Below are 19,989 nucleotides of genomic sequence, written 5' to 3' on the forward strand. Positions count from 1 at the left end.
TTACACCTTTTTATCAGTGTTATCAATCAACCTTCTCTGCCCACTTCAAGAATGGTTGACGGTTCACGTAATAGGCTACATTCTCAAGCTTCGGTGAAGTCAAATACGTGCTTGAGTAGTAATACATCGGGATGAACGGCATATCATCCATAAGCACCTTTTCGGCTTTATGAAGTAAGTCATACCGTTTGGCATCATCTTGTTCAACCTTAGACTGTGATAGCAGGGAATCATATTCTTCATTGACCCAACCTGTACGGTTATTCGGGCTTCCGCCTAAGAAGTAATCAAGATTGATGACCGGGTCAACGAATGTACCAACCCAACCCATTCTTGCCATTTGGAAATTCCCTTGGTTTACGTTAGCCAATTGTGTTTTCGATTCTTGGTTCACCAATTTAACTTGGACGCCCAAGTTTTTATGGATCATTTCCTGAACGACTTCGGCAATTCGTTTATTTCCTTCAGATGTTGTATAAAGAAGCTCGATTTCAGGAAGCTTGTCCCATCCTTCTTCCTTCATTCCTTCTTCTAATAATCTCTTAGCCTCTTCAGCATCCTCTTTGAAATACTCTCCACCAACTTCACGGAAATCTCCATCCGGAGTGGATACCCCTGGTGGAACCATACCATAGGCTGGAATTTCTCCCGCCTTGTTGATCGTGTTCACGACAAGTTCACGATTCACGCTCAAAGAAAATGCTTTACGGACTTTTTCATTCGTGAAAGGTTCTTTTTTCACGTTAAAAATATACATATACGTCCCGTAACGTGGAACAGCCAAGTATTCTTCATTGTTCTGCTCAGCTTCCAATACATCCATCGGTAAGCTGGAGATCAAGTCTAACTCACCCGTTTTGTACATTTGATAGAACGTCGTTGCTTCGTTTACCATCTTAAATGTAACTTTATTCAATTTCACTACTGATGCATCGTAATAATCATTGTTCTTCTCCATCACGATTTCACTATCATGCGCCCATTTCGTCATTTTGAACGGGCCATTGCTTACATACGTTGCAGGATCTGTTGACCAGTTTTTATTACCCTCTACTTGTTCCTGTTTAACCGGGTAATACGTCCACATTGTCAACAGCTTGTCAAAATAGCCAAGAGGAGCATTCAATGTCACTTTCAGCTTCTTTTCATCGATCGCTTCAACACCTACATCTTCAACCGTTCCTTCTCCCATATTATATTCTTCTGCACCTTTAATATAATATAAGTAGAAAGCAAAACGTGAACCCGTTTCCGGATTCAACACCCGTTTCCAAGCGTATTCAAAATCAGCAGCTGTAACAGGCGTTCCATCTGTCCAATTCGAATCATCGCGGATCGTAAATGTATATACAGTCCCATCCTCGGAAATTTCTACATTTTCCGCAACGCCTTTAACCGGATTTCCATCTTCGTCTGTTGTGTACAAGCCTTCAAATACATGATCCAACACCCATGCAGACGTTGTATCCGTTGCAAGACCTGGGTCGAGACTCGGTGGCTCTGTTTTGATATTCAGCGTTAACTCTTGTTTCACATCACTGTTCTTTCCACCCTCAACATCTTCTGCATTTTTGCTGCTGCAAGCCCCCATGACTGCTGCCACTGACAGTAATAATACGATCAGCATTGTCCACTTCTTCATACTTCTCCCACCTCTTCTTTAGTATATAAATGGCATGCGACAAAATGGTCGGGTTGAACTTCCTTCCACTTCGGAACTGCCTTGCTGCAAATATCCATTGCGAACGGGCACCGCGTCCTGAAACGGCATCCACTTGGTGGATTGATAGGACTTGGCGGATCCCCTTGAAGGACAATTCGTTCCTTCCGCGAATTACTTGGATCGGCTACGGGAATCGCAGATAGGAGAGCTTGTGTGTATGGATGCAAAGGCTCTGCGAATAAATCATCACTACTTGCAAGCTCCATCATATTCCCTAAATACATAACCCCGATTCTGTCACTTATATGTTTCACCATGCCAAGGTCATGGGCGATGAACAGATAGGTCAACCCTTCAGATTCTTTCAAGTCCTCTAACAGATTGATAACTTGAGCTTGGATGGAAACATCTAATGCGGATATTGGTTCATCCGCCACGATGAATTTTGGGTTGACAGCCAACGCCCGCGCAATTCCGATTCTTTGTCGTTGTCCACCACTGAATTCATGCGGGAACCGTTTCGCATGCTCAGGCCGCAGTCCAACCTTCTCCAACAACTCGTAGATTCTTTCTTGTCGTTTTTTCCCGCTATATAGCTTATGGGCATCAATCCCTTCGGCAATGATGTCGCCAACGACCATTCTTGGGTTCAAGGAACCATGGGGATCTTGAAAAACGATTTGCATCTCACGGTTCACGATGACTTTCTTCTTTCGGTTCATCTTCGATAGGTTTTCATCATTATAGAAAATATCGCCGTCCGTTTTAGTATGCAATCCGGCAACCGTAAGACCTAAAGTCGACTTTCCACTTCCACTTTCGCCGACCAGACCAAAAGTCTCGCCTCTATAAATATCAAAGGAAATATTATCAACCGATTTTACAATTTGTCCTTTTCCAACAGCAAAGTATTTCTTTAAGTTTTCAATTCGTAGAAGCTTCTCTTTCACGACCTCTCCCCCTTAACTCAAGAATCTCTTCTGCGCCTAATGAACGAGGATCGTTTAACCAACATTTCGCAGTATGTCCCTCATCGATTTCAAAATCTGGTGGCATTTGATTTACACAAATCTCCATTGCATACTTACATCTTGGTGCAAATGGACAACCTATTGGTGGGGAGAATAAATCCGGAGGAGTCCCTTCTATTGGAATGAGTCTTTGTTTTTCACTCGATGTCGTTATATCCGGAATCGACTCCAACAGGCCCCATGTATATGGATGTTTCGGATTGTTGAAAATTGCATCTACCGAACTCGTCTCCATGATCATTCCTGCATACATAACGATCACTCGTTCAGCGGTTTCCGCTACAACCCCTAAATCATGTGTAATTAAAATAATTGCTGTATTTATCTTCGTCTTCAGATCCTTCATAAGCTCTAACACCTGCGCTTGAATGGTAACATCCAATGCGGTTGTCGGTTCATCAGCAATGAGAAGCTCCGGACTGCATGCAAGTGCAATGGAAATCATTGCCCGTTGTCTCATCCCGCCACTAAATTCATGTGGATATTGGTCATAGCGTTCTTCTGCGTTCGGAATCCCTACAAGCTTTATCATTTCAATCGCCTTTTTCCTTGCCTCCGCTTTGCTTAAGTTTTTATGGACGATCAACACTTCAGCAATTTGGTGACCGATTTTCATCGTCGGGTTTAGGGACGTCATCGGATCTTGAAATACCATACTCATTTTGGATCCATTTACTTTTTTCAACTGCTTCTTCGATAAAGTCATTAAATCTTTACCTTCAAATAGCACTTTTCCCGAATTAATAATTGCAGGGGGCTTCGGAATGAGTCCCATAACCGTTTGAACCGTTACGCTTTTCCCACTTCCACTTTCTCCTACAATTGCAACAATCTCTCCCTTATCCACATGAAAAGAAACATTGCGAACAGCTTTAACCTCACCGCCGTACGTTTTAAAATTCACGCCTAAGTTTTCAACTTCCAACAAACGGTTCATATCATCACCTGCCAACCTTCAAATTTTCAATCCTATCATTATTTACGTGCCCGTGGATCCAATGAGTCTTGTAACCCATCACCAAGTGCATTAAATGCAAACATTGTAAGCGATATCATTAGTCCCGGGAAAAATAGCCGCCACCAATGGCCGCTTAATATAACACCCAATGCATCATTCGCCATCGTCCCCCAACTTGCAAGTGGAGCTTGAACCCCTAAACCGATAAAACTTAGAAATGATTCTGCGAAAATTGCTGAAGGAATCGTGAATGTAAGGTTTACAATTATAATCCCCATCGTGTTTGGCAAAAGGTGCCTCATAATTATTTTCGGTGTACTTGTTCCCAATTTCTCGGCTGCCTGAATGTATTCATTCGATTTTAATTGTAAGATTTGTCCCCTCACAATACGCGCCATTCCAACCCATCCTGTTACAGATAGGGCAATGATGATTGTCTTAATACCAGGCTCCATGACAACCATTAATAGAATCACAAGAAGCAAATAAGGAATTCCATAGAGAATTTCGACCAATCTCATAAGTACTCCATCAATCTGGTCACCTTTTTTACCTCTACCAGCCATATAACCTGAAATGCCACCTACGATTAGACCAATAATAAGGTCGATTAAGGCCGCTGCAATACCGATTGTTAATGAAACACGAGCCCCTAACCATGTCCGAACCCAAACATCACGTCCTAAATCATCCGTTCCAAACCAATGTTCACTGGAAGGTTCAGCATTCGTATTCATCAAATTCTGTTCCGATCCACCATACGGCGCCATCATAGGCCCTACAATCGCAAGAGTTACGATCAGAAATAATAGTGTTAATCCTAAAAGCGCTAATTTATTCTTTAATACGGAAAGGACTGTTTCCTTCCAAACACTTAAACTCGGTCGAAAAACCTCTTTATCATCATAATAGGCGGGGTCCACCGGGCGGAATAAATCTTGATCTGCTTGTTTATTCATCATCTCACCCTTCCTTACTCGTCAACTTGATTCTTGGGTCGATAAAACGGTACGACAAGTCTATCAAGAACAGAATGACTACAAGAATAACACTGTAAAATACAGTCGTTCCCATAATGACCGGGTAGTCCCGATTGAATATGCTGTCTACAAAATACCTTCCGATTCCGGGAATCGCAAAAATCTTTTCGATAACAAAAGTTCCTGTGATCAAGGAAACGAATAATGGCCCTATAAAAGTGATTACAGGCAGAATGGCATTTCTAATTCCATGCTGAAGGACAATTCGGTACGTAGATAACCCTTTAGCATCCGCTGTTTTCATATAGTTTTGATTCAACACATCTAACATGCTTGAACGCGTATACCTCGCCACTATGGCAAGTGGAGTGGTTGAAAGCGCTAACGCAGGAAGGATTGCATGTTTCCAACTTCCCCACGATGCAACCGGGAGTAAACTCAAGTCGACTGCAAAGATTTTAATGAGAAGAGGAGCCAATATAAAGTTCGGTATTGAAATCCCGATTATCGCAATCACCATTGAGACGTAATCGATTGCCTTATTATGATTAAGTGCGGCAACAATGCCTAATAACACTCCAAAAACAATGGCTACCACCATGGCCAAAAGCCCGACAGTCGCCGATGCGACAAAGCCCGAACCAATAATGGAGTTGACTGTGCGAGTATCTGAAACAATCGATGTCCCTAAATTTAATGTAATTAAATCCTTCATGTATAAAAAGTATTGAACAGGAACCGGCTTGTCCAAATTATAAGCAGCTCTTAAATTCTGCAAGACATCTTCTGGATATACATCTGCATCAGTCGCAAAAGGATCGCCAGGTATGAATTTCATAACCATAAATGTAAGTGTTGCGATGATCCAAATCGTTAAAAGCATTGCGCCTAAACGTTTTAATATGTACAAAACAGCACCTTCCTCTCAAAAGAAATCTCTGAAACTATTAAGGTTATTTTCCCTAATCATTCCGTTAATTCATAGTATCACAGGCCGTTAATAAAGTCTTCAGTTTTCTTAATTAATTTTAAATGGATTATCTATTCGGAAATGCAGTCGTAGGATCCTCAATCCATATACTATTGACCATCTCCACCTGCACTTAATGACTCGATTCCTTTAAGGATGCCTATATATGAAGTTAGGCCAATCTCTAAGACCGCTTCATCGATGTCGAATTTCTCATGATGATGTCCAGCAGCAAGCGCCGTTCCTAAAATCATGTAGGATGCAAGTCCACCGTTTTCTATCACCTGATTCATCATATATGTAGCGTCTTCCGACCCGATAGGATATGGGGCTTCATCCAATACAGTATCCACACAAGGAATATCGCCAAGTGACTTCTTAATATACGTTTTCAATCGTTCACTCGAACTGCTTGTTTTTGCTTCCCCGACGATTTCAATTTCATAATCGATGTCATACATCTGCGCTGCGCCTTTTATAATCATTTTCGCTTTCCTGAACATATACTCGTTAATATCCGTCGTTTCACCCCTTGTTTCAACCTCCATTTCGGCTGATTGCGGGATAATGTTGCGTCCGGAACCTCCACACAACTTTCCAACATTAATCTGCGATTGCCCTTTACCATGCCTCGGAATGCTATGTAGATTCAAAATTGCGGAAGATGCCGCTAACAAGGCGTTTCTCCCTTCTTCGGGACGTCCACCCGCATGGGATGCCTTTCCTAAAAACCTTGCATTGAACTTTGTTGTGGCAAGAAAATTGTCAATGCCACTGACAACGGTCCCAAGTTCAACTCCAATCCCCACATGTGATGTAAGGAAAATGTCAACGTCGTCCAACACTCCTGCAGCAACCATCGACTTCGCACCCCGAACGCCTTCTTCAGCAGGCTGGAATATAAGTTTATAAGTACCAGCTAATTCATCAAGGTGTTCGGAGATATATTTCGCCACAGCTAACCCGATTGACATATGGGCATCATGTCCGCAAGCATGCATGACCCCTTTGCGAATGGAAACAAACCCATTTTCGACAGGAAAATGATCCTTATCGGAGCTTTCTTTAATGTTAAGGGCATCCATATCGAAACGGATTCCGATAATCGGTCCAGGTCGTTTCGATTGAATCGTTCCAACAACCCCGGTATACCCCCCGCTAAAACGTTTCAGCCATTTTTCATTAGCCCCTTCGGCAAGAGCTTTTGCTTCATATTCAGCTAATAATTCCGGAGTAGGCACACCCATCCGCGATTCATGATGAATCACATCACTCCCCGTTCGAAGGCTATAACCAAATTGCTCAAGATAGTCCGCTATCAACGAGGCAGTTCTGAATTCCAACCACCCAGGCTCAGCATGTTTATGGAAATCACGGCGCCATTTAATCATTATCGGTACCAAATCCTCTACCGAGATGTCTTTTATACGATAGTTCATTAGCAACCCACTTTCCAACTAATATTAAAGGAATTTTTCCCTTATCATTCCGTTAATAATAATTCCTCTTCACCGAATTGTCAATACAGTTAGAAATAAAAAAATACTAACATCAGTAGAATCGGCGATAGCCGAAATCACTGCAGTTAGTATTTATTAGATCGATTCATTACTTCTCATCGATGAATTGCAATTCATAAACTTTTCGCGGTCTTCCTCTTTGTCCCGACTGTTCTTCTCCAGTAATTTTCGCCAAATTAACACTCTCTAATTCCATCAAAATCCTTCTGGCATTTCGCTCCGTGCTATTCATCCAAACCGACAATTCTTTTGAAGTAATTTCCGTTTTTTTATAATAGAGTGCCATCGACTGAATTCGATTAACCGTCGCCGGGCTAATATTGGCATTTCTCAATAACTCATTCCACTTAACGGTTGACAGCCGATTATTATATGAAAGCGGACGCTCATCCACCCCATACTCCGTAATCTGCTTCAGCTCATCCATAATGACAATGATTGGTTCTTTCTTCTCCCTCGCATATTGCGTGGCGAGTCTTGCATGCTGTTCGGCCTCTAACGATGTGGCACCATAGCCTAACCCAATTCGGATCTGCAACTTGCTTTGCAAATCACTTCGCTCAATCAACTTAAAAAGGGAATCCTCATTCAACTGAAGCTCGACTTCCCCTCTTGTCGTATAGATGAAGTACCTACCATCCCCGATTTCAATAAATGATCCATTGATCCGTTCAGAATAATTAAGCAGTAACTTCTTCAGTTCCAACTCTTGATACTTTGTCTTATACGAATAGTTCGCCCAATCCAACTGAATGATTTCCACACCTAAGATCGCGATTTGAGCTTTCCGATACCATTGCGAAACTCCTCTTTGCTTCAAGTACTGGATGATCAAACGGACGGCAATAATATCCGGCGCCACTCGATAACAAGGAATCCCCAATTCCTTCAATGTATGATAGACCGTGTTCACACAAGTGACGGCTACATCCACCTTCCCCTCACGAAAAAGGTCAAGATGAAAATCAATAATCTCCTGTATCGGCAAATATCCGCTATACGGGAACGTATATAGCTCCATTGACTTAATGGATTTTTTTATCTCTACTTCTGTCTCTTGAACGGTATCGAGACTAATGCGATTAAAAATCTTCCCCTCTTGCAACTGTGCTTCCAAAAGAGTCTTGTAAATACTATTACTATTCAAAGGCGCAAAACTACCTTCTTCTTCACGTATCAAATTATTCGTAACCGCGTAATAATAAGGAGCCTGTCCAGAGAAAAACCATTGGTCCACAAATCTTCTGTTCTCCAAAATAATTTCCCGGGTCTCCTCCATTTCTTCATACGGAAAAGGCAGAAGCGTAATCTCATCAAATTCCTCCACCGCTTTTTTCACAATCTCAATCGAGTCACTTGGACCAATTACGCCTAAACGAATCTTCAAACACATCCAACCTCCAGCCGCTCATTTACCCTAAAAAAGCACTCCTCCTTTAGAAGGACGAAGTGCCATAATCGAAAGCTTGATAGTATTCATACTAACACTGACAGACTATTCAAGCAAGTGATTGTGAAGGTACCACTCTGAAGGGATTCTTTCTTCTGAGATTTTGAAGGTACCTGTGCAGGAAACATTCATGTTTATTCAGACAATTTGAATAAATATACGATAGAAAGAAGCGAAACATTGATAATAATAGATTCACTTTTGTATTTTTATACATTTGTAGTGTATTTTTTGAATAGTTCCATGCACAGGTACCTAAAAAATTGACACAACAAAGGAAGATTAATATATTTGAATAGATATACTTTTTTTCTTGAAGGGAATTTATAAGTAATGAAAATGAAAGCGGGGATATTAGTGAAAAAATTGTCAGCGAAGGATAATACAATATTTGAAATGTCAAAGAATCATAAACCGGTTCTTTATGTGGATAGTGGCGAAACCATCGAAGTCGAAACGATGGATGCTCTGTCGAATCAAATTCTTGTGGAAGAAGATACAATTGTAGCCATTGACTGGAACCAAATTAATCCAGCAACTGGTCCGATTTTCGTTAATCAAGCCGAGAAAGGTGACACTCTCAAAGTCACAATCGAAAAAATCAATATCGACAGTCAAGGCGTACTTCTTACAGGACCTAACCTTGGAATGTTGGGCGATGAATTCAATGAAATGACAAAGAAAATTGTTCAAATCCAAGATGGTCAAGTCGTTTTTAATGATAGACTTTCATTTCCGCTCACCAAAATGATTGGCGTTATCGGTGTTGCACCTGAACATAGTGACATTCCATGTGGCACACCGGAATCGCATGGCGGTAATATGGACACTACCATTATTAAAGAAGGCTCTGTCTTATACTTGCCAGTATTTGTTGATGGCGCTTTACTCGCTTTGGGTGATTTTCACGGGGCGATGGGTGATGGTGAAATTTGCGGAACAGGGGTTGAGATAGCTGGTTCGGCTGTTCTAAAAATAGAAGTTGTGAAGGGGCAAGCTATTGAGCATCCGAGAGTTAAGTATGAAGAAGGACTTTCATTCATCGTTTCAAAAGAAACTTTAGATGAGGCTGTTAAAGAGGCAACGAAACAAGCAGTCCATTTCCTTGAACGCAACACGGATTTAAGCCTTGAAGAAGCAGCCATGCTGATGAGTGCTGTAGGTCAGGCGCAAATAAGCCAAGTGGTGGACCCACTAATGACTGCACGTTTTTTAATCCCACAATTTGTGCTGGACGCTTATCAAATCAAGGTGTTTTGATCTGATTATATTAAAGAAAAGGAAGCCAATCGATTTGGAACTGACTATCTTTTTTGAGACAAGTAAAAAACACCTTATTATGCAGCCAGTTGCCGGTATTGTACCGGCGATTGGCTGTTTAATTTTGTTTGGATCCGGATATTGTTATAATAAGTAATGTATTCTTCGACAATTTGAATCACATGCGCATTTGATGTGCGATGGATTCCGTCGAGGTAGAACGTTTCCGACTTTAGCGAGGAGTGGAACGTTTCGATTGGAGAATTATCAGCGGGTGTGCCCTTACGGGACATGCTCATGATAATTCTCTTTTCTTTTACTGCCTTTTGATAGTCATATGACGTATATACCGTGCCTTGATCGCTATGCAAGACACAGCCTTCCGGCAAGTCAGGTAATTGATGCAACGTATCCAGAACGAAAGCGGTATCTTGGGTGAAGCCTATGGTCTGGGCCACAATCTCTCCGTTGTAGACATCAAGGATACTTGAAAGATACATCATGGATTGGCCGAAAGGCAAGTACGTAATATCCGTTAATAGCTTTTCCAAGGGTTTAGATGCAGTAAAATCCCTCGCCAACAAATTCGGTGCGACATATGCGGGCTGCCCAGTACGTTTCCGTTTCTTCACTTTTACACGGCACTGCCAACCATGTTTCTGCATGACACGCTGTACCGTCTTCTCGCAGGCTCCAGGATACAATTCCGCAATCTTCCGGTAGCCATATAGGAATTTATGTCTCTTACACAAGTCTCCAATCTGCCGATCCCGCACCTCCTTTGGCGTCTCGTTCTTTTCTTGAGCTTTCCAGCGATAATACGATGATCGACTAACGCCCAAGTGTCCACAGATTTCTCCTATAGTCATATTTCCCCTTAATTCTTCCACTAACTGAATCACAACTTTTGGCGCCACTTCCTTTCCAATTCCGCGTACTTTTTTAATACTTCAACCTGTTGTTTAAGATACCGATTTTCAGACCGCAACCTCGCTGTCTCACTATCATAATCTGGTCCTTTGCCGAAGGCATATTGCTTACCAACCGGTTGTGCAAGACGGTGCAATTCACCATTCCGATACCATTTCATCCAAGTTTTCAGCTGTGTACGGTTTCGGATATTCAGTTCTTCCATAACTTCTTTTACAGGAACACCCGCTAACCTCATTTTAATTGCCTTTAATTTAACTTCTTCTGGATAACTAACTTTAGTTCCCATAGAAAAAACACCTCCACGTTGATGTATTAAGGTTCAATACCCGTTTTTCAACGTAAGGTGTTTTTATTTGTCTCATTTTCTGATGTCAGTGCGTTTTTCGATTGGCTTTTCTTTGTTTTTGAGAGTTCCTGTATATTGTAAAGGTACCTGTGCACGACACACTTATGACAATTCATTCGGATAAATACAAATACATAACTAACAATCCAACGCCTGACATAATGGCATTCTAATAAAAACCTCATGTATCACCAAAAGCTTTCGTCAATTTCCGTACAGCGAAAAAGGAGGTCTTCTCTTCTGAACTATTCGTTGTAGGTGAGAATGGCGCGGTAAGAGATGAAGGCAATACAATTGAAGCACTATCCAGCGTAACGGTACAGTTTTTTAAGCATACGTTTACTATGTTGGGAAGGAATGGAATGTTGTAGGGGAGCCTATTGTAGTGAATGTGGATTGAACGAATAAATGGGCTTGATCTATCGCCATCAAAAAATTGATGTAGGACCAGTTTTTGAATTTTCGGAGCCTAATTTGCTTTTCACTATATTTCCACTTAGGGAAATTCTATGGTTGAAAACGAAATGGGGCTGACGTTAATGGCGGTGAACTTCAGAAATTCACCGCCAACAGGTGAGGCTACTATGTAGAAATCAGGAAAAAGGAGCTGTCCAGAAAGTCAAAAAAACTAACTCTTTGTGACAGCTTTTCAATATCACGATAAGTGGCACTACTTATTTCCGCTTCAGACGGACGCTTTTCGCCGGCACGGCTTGAGCCTCCTTGGTCGCGGATAGGGCCCTGAACTAAACATCTTCCATAACTCCAACATAAACTAAAACACCCGTTTGTCTGAAATAGGACCTTGCGAGGAAATCTGTAAAAACTTATTTCTTACCAACTATAATCATCAACTTTTCTGCAGTAGCGAAGTCATGATAATCCCTTCAGTAATCGGGTATTCAGCCATTGAAATAGCGTAAAAAAATATGACCGAGAGTATAAATAAAACTATCCACGTAAAATTTATAGAACCTTTCCCGTATGTATTAAATTGGTAGAAAGACTTTGCAGCAGATTCACTTATCACTAAACTCTTTCTCCAAATACTTAATTCGTCGTTCAATAGATGGGTGTGTGGAAAACAAGTCCATAAAGCGGCTTTGGCCGTTGAATTGAAGTGCTGCAAATTTTTTGTGCTCACGCGCAATTGTCGCCCCACCGCCTAATTGTTGCAATGCGGAAATCATCTTTTCCGGGTGCGTTAATCGTGATGCCAAATCGTCTGCACCGAATTCGCGCTGACGGGAATATTTTTTTACAATTAAACCGGCGAAGAATAAAAGGATTAGTGTTATAATCCATTCAGCAATCCATACAATCCAATAGACCCACTCCGAGTCACGATTAGCGACAAATAATGCACCCCATCTGAATATGGTAATTGGTAGTACAATAGCACTTACAATTATATTAAGGAAAGACTGCAACAATGTTTGTGTTACCATGTCCCCATTGACAATATGTGCAACCTCATGAGCAATTACTGCCTCAACAGCCTCAGGCGTCATGTCATACAATAATGCCGTTGAAACTGCTATTAGACTGCTATTTTTTGAGTGACCTGTCGCAAATGCATTTTTATCATCCGAATTATAAATTGCAACTTCAGGCATCTTTTTCATACCCGCTTTTGCAGCAAGCCTATACGTCGTATTACGGAACCACTCAATCTCCTCATCATATTGTAAATCATTCTGCAAAACCTCTAAACGAAAGGCTCTCTTTGCAAAAAACTTTGAGAATAGGAGGCTAATAAAAGGCATAGTACAAGAATATAACAGGAGAAAAGGTATTAGCGCTAAAGCATCCCCACCTGTCACTATCATAATCGTTATAACAACTACTACATTTAAGACTCCGAATATAAGCATTCGCTTCCACAAGCCTTTTTTACCTTGAATCTTTAAATCCATATAAGTCCATCTCCCTTTTGTCATTAAATGTTACTTTCCTATTCTCACTTATACTTTTGTCTTACACCTCCAACTTTGTTCATGATTTTAAATACCTACATGAGTATACCGTCGAAATGAAACTTTCACAATACAATGAAATAATATAATTGGCTTTTTTGTGATATTATCCCATTGTCCAACGAAAAGTTTGACCTTTCGACCTTAGCATCTGGTGATTTGAACGTTGTGACAGTAGGAAAAGGCAAAAGCCACATGTTCACTGTCTGATAATTTTCACACCCAGACTTTTACGCTCATGACATTTTTCCAGAAATGTTTTACCCGCTTCTTTATTCCCCATAAGAGTAATAGTCGTAACATATCCATCTTTATTGATAGCGCGATAGAGTGCATTAATTTGGTTCCACTTTTATTAAGGAAACGCTGATTTCGGCATCTTGTAAAGGTACCTGTAAAGGTACCTGTGCACGACACACTTATGACAATTCAACCCGATGAATGTATATTCATAGTCGATAATTAATGTCATTGAAGACACAGCATTGCAACTTAAACTTTATGCATAATCAATGAATTTTCCCGATTGTGTGCCGCACAGGCACCTTCACAATTCCGCACGACAAAAAAGCCGATGACCCCCAAGAGTCATTGGCTTTCCGCATTTTTAAATAGAATTCACTTCAACAAGTACTTCCCAAACCCATCCGTTCCCTCACCAATATATTTAATGTTGCTATTGGTAGATAGAACGTTAACTGCCTTTTTCGATGTTTCGAATACTACTGTTGCGTTGGCCGGGAGTGTGGAGAACTTCCAGTTGCCGTCCGCGGATGGGTCGATCACTTTTTCGGCAAGGATGTAATCGATGATCGCTTGGCGGTTTTCGTCAGGGTACACTTCAATATAGGAAGCGTTGCGTACACCCGGGAATGTCCCGTTTGCTCGATAGTTGTTTGTTGCGACGATGAATTCCTGTTTCAGATCGATTGGCTTCCCATTGTATTTCAGGTTTTTGATGCGCGACGCATTGCCATTAATCAAGTTGCCTTCGGAATCGTATTTCGCTGGTTGTGTGACATCTATTTCGTAAGTGACACCGTCAATCACATCATAATTGTAGGAACGGAAATTTGTATTGATTAATTGCTGTTCACTATTTTTCGCTGGGTCAATCTGGTTGAATTGTCCTGCAGACATTTCAAGCCATTCTTTCACATCAGCACCTGTCACTTTCACAATTGCCACCGTGTTGTCATACAAGTACAGGTCCGCGACGTTCTTGATTGCCAATTGCCCTTTCGGAACAAATGTATAGTACTCCGGATCGCTGCGCGTGCCCGCTTTAAACGGAGCGCCAGCTGAAAGAACTGGAAGTTTTTCATTTACAGTGCCTTTCAATTTATCCTTCACATAGATAGTCTGCGCGTTCGTGACAATTTGAATCGAGGGGTCATCTTGCACTTGCGAGAAGTAGCTATGGATGTCGGCAGTCGTTTCCCCGACCGGCTGACGGACGTACTTGATCGTACCTTCATGTGCTTCCTTCACAGCTTTCACGACAGATTGGTCCACATCGGAATTATTTGTTTTAACAATTTCGCGGACCTCCGCATTCGACCTCACAATTTTCCACTGTTTGCCCTTCAGCTCAAGTCGCAGGTCAATGACACCCAAATGACTGCCGTACTTGCCCGGCATAACAATCGGGACGCCATTCACAGTCCCTTTCTCAACATCGACTCCCGTCAATGATGCATCCAGTTTCCCAGGGAATACCGCGTGGGAGTGACCCGTGATGATCGCATCTACGCCCTTTACCTTGGACAATAAATACGTAACATCCTCTTCGCCGACCTCATGCTTCGCGTCTCCGAAACCGGAGTGGGACATCACTACAATCACGTCTGCTCCCGCTTTTTCCATTTGCGGAACGACCGCTTTGACAGCATTCACGGAATCGTCAACCGTCACTTTCCCTTCCAAGTGGGACTTGTCCCATTTCAGGATCTGCGGCGGAACAATTCCCGTCACGCCAACCTTTAACGTGGATTTCTTCCCTTTCGAATCAACTACTTCTTTATCGATTAACACGAATGGTTCATACTTCAATTTGCCGCTTTTAGCATCTCGGATATTCGCATTCACGTACGGGAAGTCCGCATCGTCAATAACTTCATCCAAATACGGCAGACCGTAGTTGAACTCATGGTTCCCAAGGGTCGCGGCATTGTAGCCCAATAGGTTCATCGCCTTAATGGATGGATGCGTTTCGCCCTTCTTCAATTTATCTACCGCTTGCTTATAGGACCCTAACGGCGTGCCTTGGATGGAATCACCATTGTCGAACAGCAGCGTATTCGGATTCTCTTTACGGGCCTGTTTAATCAATGTCGCTGTTTTTGCAAGCCCCAAGCTATTCGTTTCCGTATCCTTGTAATAGTCATAGTTCATCAAATTCGTGTGAATATCAGAAGTCCCCAAAATCCGTAGCGACACGAAGGGCTGCGACACATGATATTCTGAAAGGAAACGCTCTAACACCTTTTGCATTTCATGTTTGCTAATAATACTTTGTGGTTGGATCGTCTTGTTCGGATGTCCCTTCAAAAGACCCAAACCGACTGCCTTTGAGAGCATTTCCCGGCTCGACTTGCCAATCTTATGGCCGTCTTTGAATTGATTCAGCACCTTATCGGAAAATGTTTTGTCCGTGTCAATTCCACGCGTTACAATGACAATCGCATGCTCTCGCGTGATCTTTTCATCCGGCGCAAACTTCGTCGGCGTCTTCCCGGCAATCAGTTTCAGCTCGATCGCCTTTTCAATATACGGCTTCAATGACTCCGGCACATCTTTGAACTTGACTGACTTCCCGGATCCTAACTCAACATCCATCTGTTCAATCAACGATTTCACAAACTCGCCACGCGTAACACCCGTATCCGCCTTCGCCTTACCGTTAGCCGAAACTTGTCCTTCTCCGGTCAACCCACCTGCCACCAATGAGAGCGCAAGAACCGACGCCGAAACCTTTTTCCACATCCTCATGTACGAACCTCCAATATACTGAGTTTTTTAATCGTCTCTATTATAACAATCGCAGCCCGATTAATTAATAAGCCTATGTAAACGTTTTCTATATTTTCTGTAAACCCTTCGCATCATTCAGATGGGAGAAATATAGGGAATTGTATTGGGAAGGCATTGTAAATGTTCTGTAAAGGTACCTGTGCACCATACATTTATGACAATTCATTTCAATGAATACAAATACACCGGTAATAATTATTCGTTTGATATAATAGCAATCTAATTAAACCTCCATGCATAATCAATGAATATTCTCGATTGTATGACACACAGGCACCGTCACAAAAAATAGCCCCATCCCCCACATACAAATACCCAAACAATTTTAGTATATCTATTCACATAGTTGTGTAAAATAAAGTAAGATAGATAGATAAAAAGTTCTCGTTTGTAATCTATGGCAAACAGGAGGATACTGAAAGAATAGAAAATCGGCTATGAGGGGTATTGGTTTATATGGAAACGATAGTTCAGCTTTATAAAAGAAAAGATGTGAAACGGGTCATTATTTTCGCTTTGATCATCGCGGTGCTATTTAGCGTCAGAAGTATGATGAATTTAATCTTACTTACTTTCATATTTTCATTTTTGATGAATCGCCTTGTTGAATTTACGGCGAAGCGTGTCCGTTTGAATCATAAACTGATCGTCTTAATGTTGTATACATTGATTGTCGGCATTTTAACGGTTGCTGGCGTCAAATATTTACCGCTCATCTCCCTTGAAATCACCCAGCTCGTTAGGCAAATAACGAATTTCTTCACGCACCCGCAGGAAAATCCACTCTTAGGTGTTATTGAATCGTTTATCTCCGCCGAACAGATCAAGGCCTATATCGATAATGGCGTATCGTTTCTATTAAAATCATTTTCGGATATAAGTAAGGTGAGTATACACGTACTTTTAGCTTTAATATTAAGCTTGTTTTTCCTTATTGAAAAACCACGTCTCATCGAATTTACTAATAAATTTAAGAACAGCAAGATCGCGCCTTTCTATCATGAAATTGAATTCTTTGGAAAGAAATTTTCACGTACATTCGGTAAAGTAATTGAAGCGCAGTTCATCATTGCACTCGTCAATACATTCTTGTCTGTAATCGTTTTAATGATTTTAGGGTACCCTCAGATTGTCGGATTGGCCATCATGATTTTCTTCATGGGGCTCATCCCTGTCGCAGGAGTCGTAATTTCACTGATTCCACTAACAATCATCGGCTTCACAATCGGCGGGTTCCTGACGGTTTTATACTTACTGATTGCCATTATGGTTATCCATGCGATTGAAGCGTATATTTTAAATCCGAAGCTCATGTCTTCAAAAACGGATCTACCAATCTTTTATACATTCATCGTTCTCATCTTTTCACAAAACTTCTTTGGCGTTTGGGGATTGATTATCGGGATTCCAGTATTCATTTTCCTACTTGATATTTTGGATGTAACCGATAAAGAGCCTGTTTTAGAAGAAGAGGAATTGTAAAGGTACCGTAAAAAAACACCAGCCGGGGATGGCTGGTGTTTTATATTTGCTTTCTAATTCGTAATAGATTCGAACCGAGTTCATTCAATATAATAGCAACTAATATGATCACCGTCCCCACCCACTGCAACGGCGTTACCAATTCCGAAAGGATTGCGCTTGCTAATAGAATCGTAATCGGCAATTCAATAGACGTTAATATATTCGCGATTCCGCCCGAAATCAGAGGTGCGCCCATCGCGTAAAACAGTGGTGGAAGGACTGCTCCGAATAATGAAACCCCGATGCCAACCATTATCAACTTCCCGTCCAACGGCAGTACCGTTGAAATATCGCGCATGAACAGAACAAGTACCATGATGGTTGACCCAGTCACCATTATCGAGCTTCGCGCCAAAGCGTCCACATTCACAGCTACTTTTCCACTGAAAAATATAAAGCCGGCATACGTGAATGCAGAAAGGATACCGAATACAAACCCTTTGATAGGCAGCCCCTGAATGTCCCCGTTAATAATATTCGAGGCGAAAAACACCCCTACCAGAATTAAGATAATAGATAGGATTGTAATGGGGGCAGGGGTTACTTTACTGAAAACCCACTCCAAAATGATGCCAATCCATATGAATTGGAACATGAGGATGATTGCCAATGAGGCCGGTAGATATTGCATGGAAGCATAATAAAAGATCGTCGTCAATCCGATAAAGCAACCCGTCATCATGATCTGCATAATGTTTTTCTTTGTAACACCTTTGAAGTTAGAACGTCTGATTAATGCAATAGACCATATTAAGATAAAAGAAATCAGCATTTGAAGAATTGTAATTTGACCAAGTGAGTAGCCATAACTAAACCCCAACTTTGCGAATATCGGTGTAAATCCGAAACAGGCAGCCCCTATTAATACATATAGAATCCCCTTATTAAATTTCATTATGAAAATACCTCCTTGATGCTTGAAACCAACTGTCCTATTATATCATGAATGAGAAAAACAGCATGAAGAATTGTAAAATATCAAAACGAATGTTATTATAATTTGTTGGTGTTTTGATTTTAGATTAATCAAGACCAACAACATAGTGATTAATTTATAAAGGAAGTGGAGTTGTTTTTAAATAAGGGAGGAACAACACATCATGAGAATTATTAACATTATCTTCCAGATCTGCATTTTATATATCTTTTCGTACATTGGAACTGTTCTTCAGAACTTTTTCCACCTAATCATCCCCGGCAGCATTATTGGCCTGTTACTCCTCTTCACATGTCTCTGTTTCAAAATAGTTCCCGTAAAATGGATTGAAGATGGAGCGGGATTCGTACTTAGTATATTAATGCTGTTTTTCATCCCAACAACAGTCGGGATAATGAATTATTCTTCTTTACTTTCTTTTAATGGAGCATTATTCGTCCTTGCCGTTCTCTCAAGCACCATCATTTCCATCGCAATAACAGGGACAGCAGGTCAATTTTTCGAGAAAAAAGAAGAGAAAAGAAAGGATGATGATGAATGCAGCAAGCAGCACTCGCATTCTGCATGATTTTATTAACTGTCTTTGCCTATCTTGCAATGGTGAAACTATATAAACGGTATTCGTTCTCCTTTTTAATACCCGTCTTAACTGGGACAACATTGATCATCATTGTCTTGTCGTTGTTCCAAATTCCATACGACACGTATATGGTTGGAGGGCAGTGGATCAGCTCCCTTTTAGGTCCATCAGTCGTCGCACTTGCCTACCCTCTCTATAAGCAACGCCATTTTTTACGCAATCACTTACTCCCTATAATGGGAGGAGTGTTGGTTGGCGCCAGTTCCGGGATGGTCAGCGTCGCACTCATCGCCAAGCTCTTTGGGCTCAATCAAACCTTATCTCTGTCCCTTATCCCTAAATCCCTTACTACCCCAATTGCAATTGAAGTAGCAAATGGAGTAGGCGGAAATGCGTCACTGGCAATTGTCGGCGTTATGATCGCTGGAATTTTCGGCGCAATCATCGCACCTACTATCTTTAAACTATTACGCATCCATAGCCCCCTTGGCAGAGGCATCGCGCTTGGCAGTGCTTCGCATGCGATCGGGACATCAAAAGCCGCTGAATACGGTGAACTCGCCTTTTCAATGAGCTCCGTCACAATGGCATTATGCGCAATCATCGGCTCCGTCCTTGGCCCCATTGTTGTGTGGGTGTTTTATATTTAAGAATGCATGCAAAAAAGCACCGCGGATTGCGGTGCTTTTTTTGTAAAGGTACCCACTAGCGTTGCATAGATTCAATAACTTTACTCATTTTGTATTTTATTCCAATTAGTTAATTTGAATAAATTAAAAAAAGAGAACAGGGCTGTAAGACGGCTCAGTTCCCTTTTTTTTACATTTT

Annotated in this window: 15 protein-coding genes; 4 read left to right on the forward strand and 11 right to left on the reverse strand. The window is 41.4% G+C overall.

Features of this window, described 5'->3' with window-relative positions; translation table 11 throughout:
- Positions 1–22: 22 nt before the first annotated feature.
- The 7 genes from P5G49_RS11620 to P5G49_RS11650 form a co-directional block, all read right to left on the reverse strand.
- Positions 23–1,642, reverse strand: coding sequence for a peptide ABC transporter substrate-binding protein (locus P5G49_RS11620; RefSeq protein WP_301243974.1), 1,620 nt, complete (start codon positions 1,640–1,642; stop codon positions 23–25).
- Positions 1,639–2,613, reverse strand: a complete 975-nt coding sequence (locus P5G49_RS11625; RefSeq protein WP_301243976.1) for an ABC transporter ATP-binding protein — start codon at positions 2,611–2,613, stop codon at positions 1,639–1,641. The genes P5G49_RS11620 and P5G49_RS11625 overlap by 4 nt, the downstream gene beginning before the upstream one ends.
- On the reverse strand, positions 2,588–3,631 hold the full coding sequence (locus tag P5G49_RS11630; RefSeq protein ID WP_301243978.1) for an ABC transporter ATP-binding protein: 1,044 nt from the start codon (positions 3,629–3,631) through the stop codon (positions 2,588–2,590). Before P5G49_RS11630 ends, P5G49_RS11625 begins: the two co-directional genes overlap by 26 nt.
- Before the next feature lie 38 nt (positions 3,632–3,669).
- Positions 3,670–4,614: an ABC transporter permease gene (locus tag P5G49_RS11635; RefSeq protein WP_301243980.1), complete on the reverse strand. Its 945-nt coding sequence runs from the start codon at positions 4,612–4,614 to the stop codon at positions 3,670–3,672.
- Position 4,615: 1 nt separating this feature from the next.
- Positions 4,616–5,542, reverse strand: coding sequence for an ABC transporter permease (locus tag P5G49_RS11640; RefSeq protein WP_301243982.1), 927 nt, complete (start codon positions 5,540–5,542; stop codon positions 4,616–4,618).
- A gap of 170 nt (positions 5,543–5,712) precedes the next feature.
- A complete protein-coding gene (locus P5G49_RS11645) occupies positions 5,713–7,041 on the reverse strand; it encodes an amidohydrolase (RefSeq protein WP_301243984.1) in 1,329 nt (442 codons plus the stop codon).
- Positions 7,042–7,210: 169 nt separating this feature from the next.
- The gene (locus P5G49_RS11650) at positions 7,211–8,509 is read right to left on the reverse strand and encodes a hypothetical protein (protein ID WP_301243986.1); all 1,299 of its coding nucleotides are present in this window, start codon (positions 8,507–8,509) and stop codon (positions 7,211–7,213) included.
- Between the two features lie 396 nt (positions 8,510–8,905).
- Here P5G49_RS11650 and P5G49_RS11655 point away from each other — a divergent pair, with 396 nt between their 5' ends.
- A complete protein-coding gene (locus tag P5G49_RS11655) occupies positions 8,906–9,832 on the forward strand; it encodes an acetamidase/formamidase family protein (protein WP_301243988.1) in 927 nt (308 codons plus the stop codon).
- Between the two features lie 77 nt (positions 9,833–9,909).
- Here the strand turns inward: P5G49_RS11655 and P5G49_RS11660 are convergent.
- The 3 genes from P5G49_RS11660 to P5G49_RS11670 form a co-directional block, all read right to left on the reverse strand.
- Positions 9,910–11,051, reverse strand: a protein-coding gene (locus P5G49_RS11660) for an IS3 family transposase (protein ID WP_301243990.1) whose coding sequence is annotated in 2 segments (ribosomal slippage) — positions 9,910–10,778 and positions 10,778–11,051 — 1,143 coding nt in all. Because the reading frame shifts where the segments join, the coding sequence is not laid out codon by codon here.
- Positions 11,052–12,130: 1,079 nt separating this feature from the next.
- Positions 12,131–13,027 (reverse strand): zinc metalloprotease HtpX, encoded by an 897-nt coding sequence (locus P5G49_RS11665; RefSeq protein WP_301243992.1) that lies wholly within the window; start codon positions 13,025–13,027, stop codon positions 12,131–12,133.
- A gap of 678 nt (positions 13,028–13,705) precedes the next feature.
- A complete protein-coding gene (locus tag P5G49_RS11670) occupies positions 13,706–16,072 on the reverse strand; it encodes a bifunctional 2',3'-cyclic-nucleotide 2'-phosphodiesterase/3'-nucleotidase (RefSeq protein ID WP_301244007.1) in 2,367 nt (788 codons plus the stop codon).
- Positions 16,073–16,576: 504 nt separating this feature from the next.
- On the opposite strand from P5G49_RS11670, the gene P5G49_RS11675 reads away from it, so the two are divergent.
- Positions 16,577–17,602, forward strand: a complete 1,026-nt coding sequence (locus P5G49_RS11675; RefSeq protein ID WP_301243994.1) for an AI-2E family transporter — start codon at positions 16,577–16,579, stop codon at positions 17,600–17,602.
- A 40-nt stretch (positions 17,603–17,642) separates the two neighbouring features.
- Here the strand turns inward: P5G49_RS11675 and P5G49_RS11680 are convergent, their stop codons facing one another.
- A complete protein-coding gene (locus P5G49_RS11680) occupies positions 17,643–18,539 on the reverse strand; it encodes an EamA family transporter (protein WP_301243996.1) in 897 nt (298 codons plus the stop codon).
- Positions 18,540–18,744: 205 nt separating this feature from the next.
- On the opposite strand from P5G49_RS11680, the gene P5G49_RS11685 reads away from it, so the two are divergent.
- Together P5G49_RS11685 and P5G49_RS11690 are read left to right on the forward strand one after the other, a co-directional pair.
- Complete coding sequence (locus P5G49_RS11685; RefSeq protein WP_301243998.1) at positions 18,745–19,149, forward strand: CidA/LrgA family protein; 405 nt, start codon at positions 18,745–18,747, stop codon at positions 19,147–19,149.
- A complete protein-coding gene (locus tag P5G49_RS11690) occupies positions 19,119–19,811 on the forward strand; it encodes an LrgB family protein (protein ID WP_301244000.1) in 693 nt (230 codons plus the stop codon). The genes P5G49_RS11685 and P5G49_RS11690 overlap by 31 nt, the downstream gene beginning before the upstream one ends.
- The last annotated feature ends 178 nt before the right edge of the window (positions 19,812–19,989 follow it).

Origin of the sequence: Sporosarcina highlanderae (assembly GCF_030433715.1) — a bacterium.
In the GTDB taxonomy this organism is placed as follows: domain Bacteria; phylum Bacillota; class Bacilli; order Bacillales_A; family Planococcaceae; genus Sporosarcina; species Sporosarcina highlanderae.

Excerpts from the sequence above, each read along its gene's own strand:
- P5G49_RS11655 (WP_301243988.1), top strand. The coding sequence starts at position 8,906 with ATGAAAATGAAAGCGGGGATATTAGTGAAAAAATTGTCAGCGAAGGAT.
- P5G49_RS11620 (WP_301243974.1), bottom strand. The coding sequence starts at position 1,642 with ATGAAGAAGTGGACAATGCTGATCGTATTATTACTGTCAGTGGCAGCA.
- P5G49_RS11685 (WP_301243998.1), top strand. The coding sequence starts at position 18,745 with ATGAGAATTATTAACATTATCTTCCAGATCTGCATTTTATATATCTTT.
- P5G49_RS11665 (WP_301243992.1), bottom strand. The coding sequence starts at position 13,027 with ATGGATTTAAAGATTCAAGGTAAAAAAGGCTTGTGGAAGCGAATGCTT.
- P5G49_RS11675 (WP_301243994.1), top strand. The coding sequence starts at position 16,577 with ATGGAAACGATAGTTCAGCTTTATAAAAGAAAAGATGTGAAACGGGTC.
- P5G49_RS11630 (WP_301243978.1), bottom strand. The coding sequence starts at position 3,631 with ATGAACCGTTTGTTGGAAGTTGAAAACTTAGGCGTGAATTTTAAAACG.
- P5G49_RS11690 (WP_301244000.1), top strand. The coding sequence starts at position 19,119 with ATGCAGCAAGCAGCACTCGCATTCTGCATGATTTTATTAACTGTCTTT.
- P5G49_RS11645 (WP_301243984.1), bottom strand. The coding sequence starts at position 7,041 with ATGAACTATCGTATAAAAGACATCTCGGTAGAGGATTTGGTACCGATA.
- P5G49_RS11670 (WP_301244007.1), bottom strand. The coding sequence starts at position 16,072 with ATGTGGAAAAAGGTTTCGGCGTCGGTTCTTGCGCTCTCATTGGTGGCA.
- P5G49_RS11635 (WP_301243980.1), bottom strand. The coding sequence starts at position 4,614 with ATGATGAATAAACAAGCAGATCAAGATTTATTCCGCCCGGTGGACCCC.
- P5G49_RS11680 (WP_301243996.1), bottom strand. The coding sequence starts at position 18,539 with ATGAAATTTAATAAGGGGATTCTATATGTATTAATAGGGGCTGCCTGT.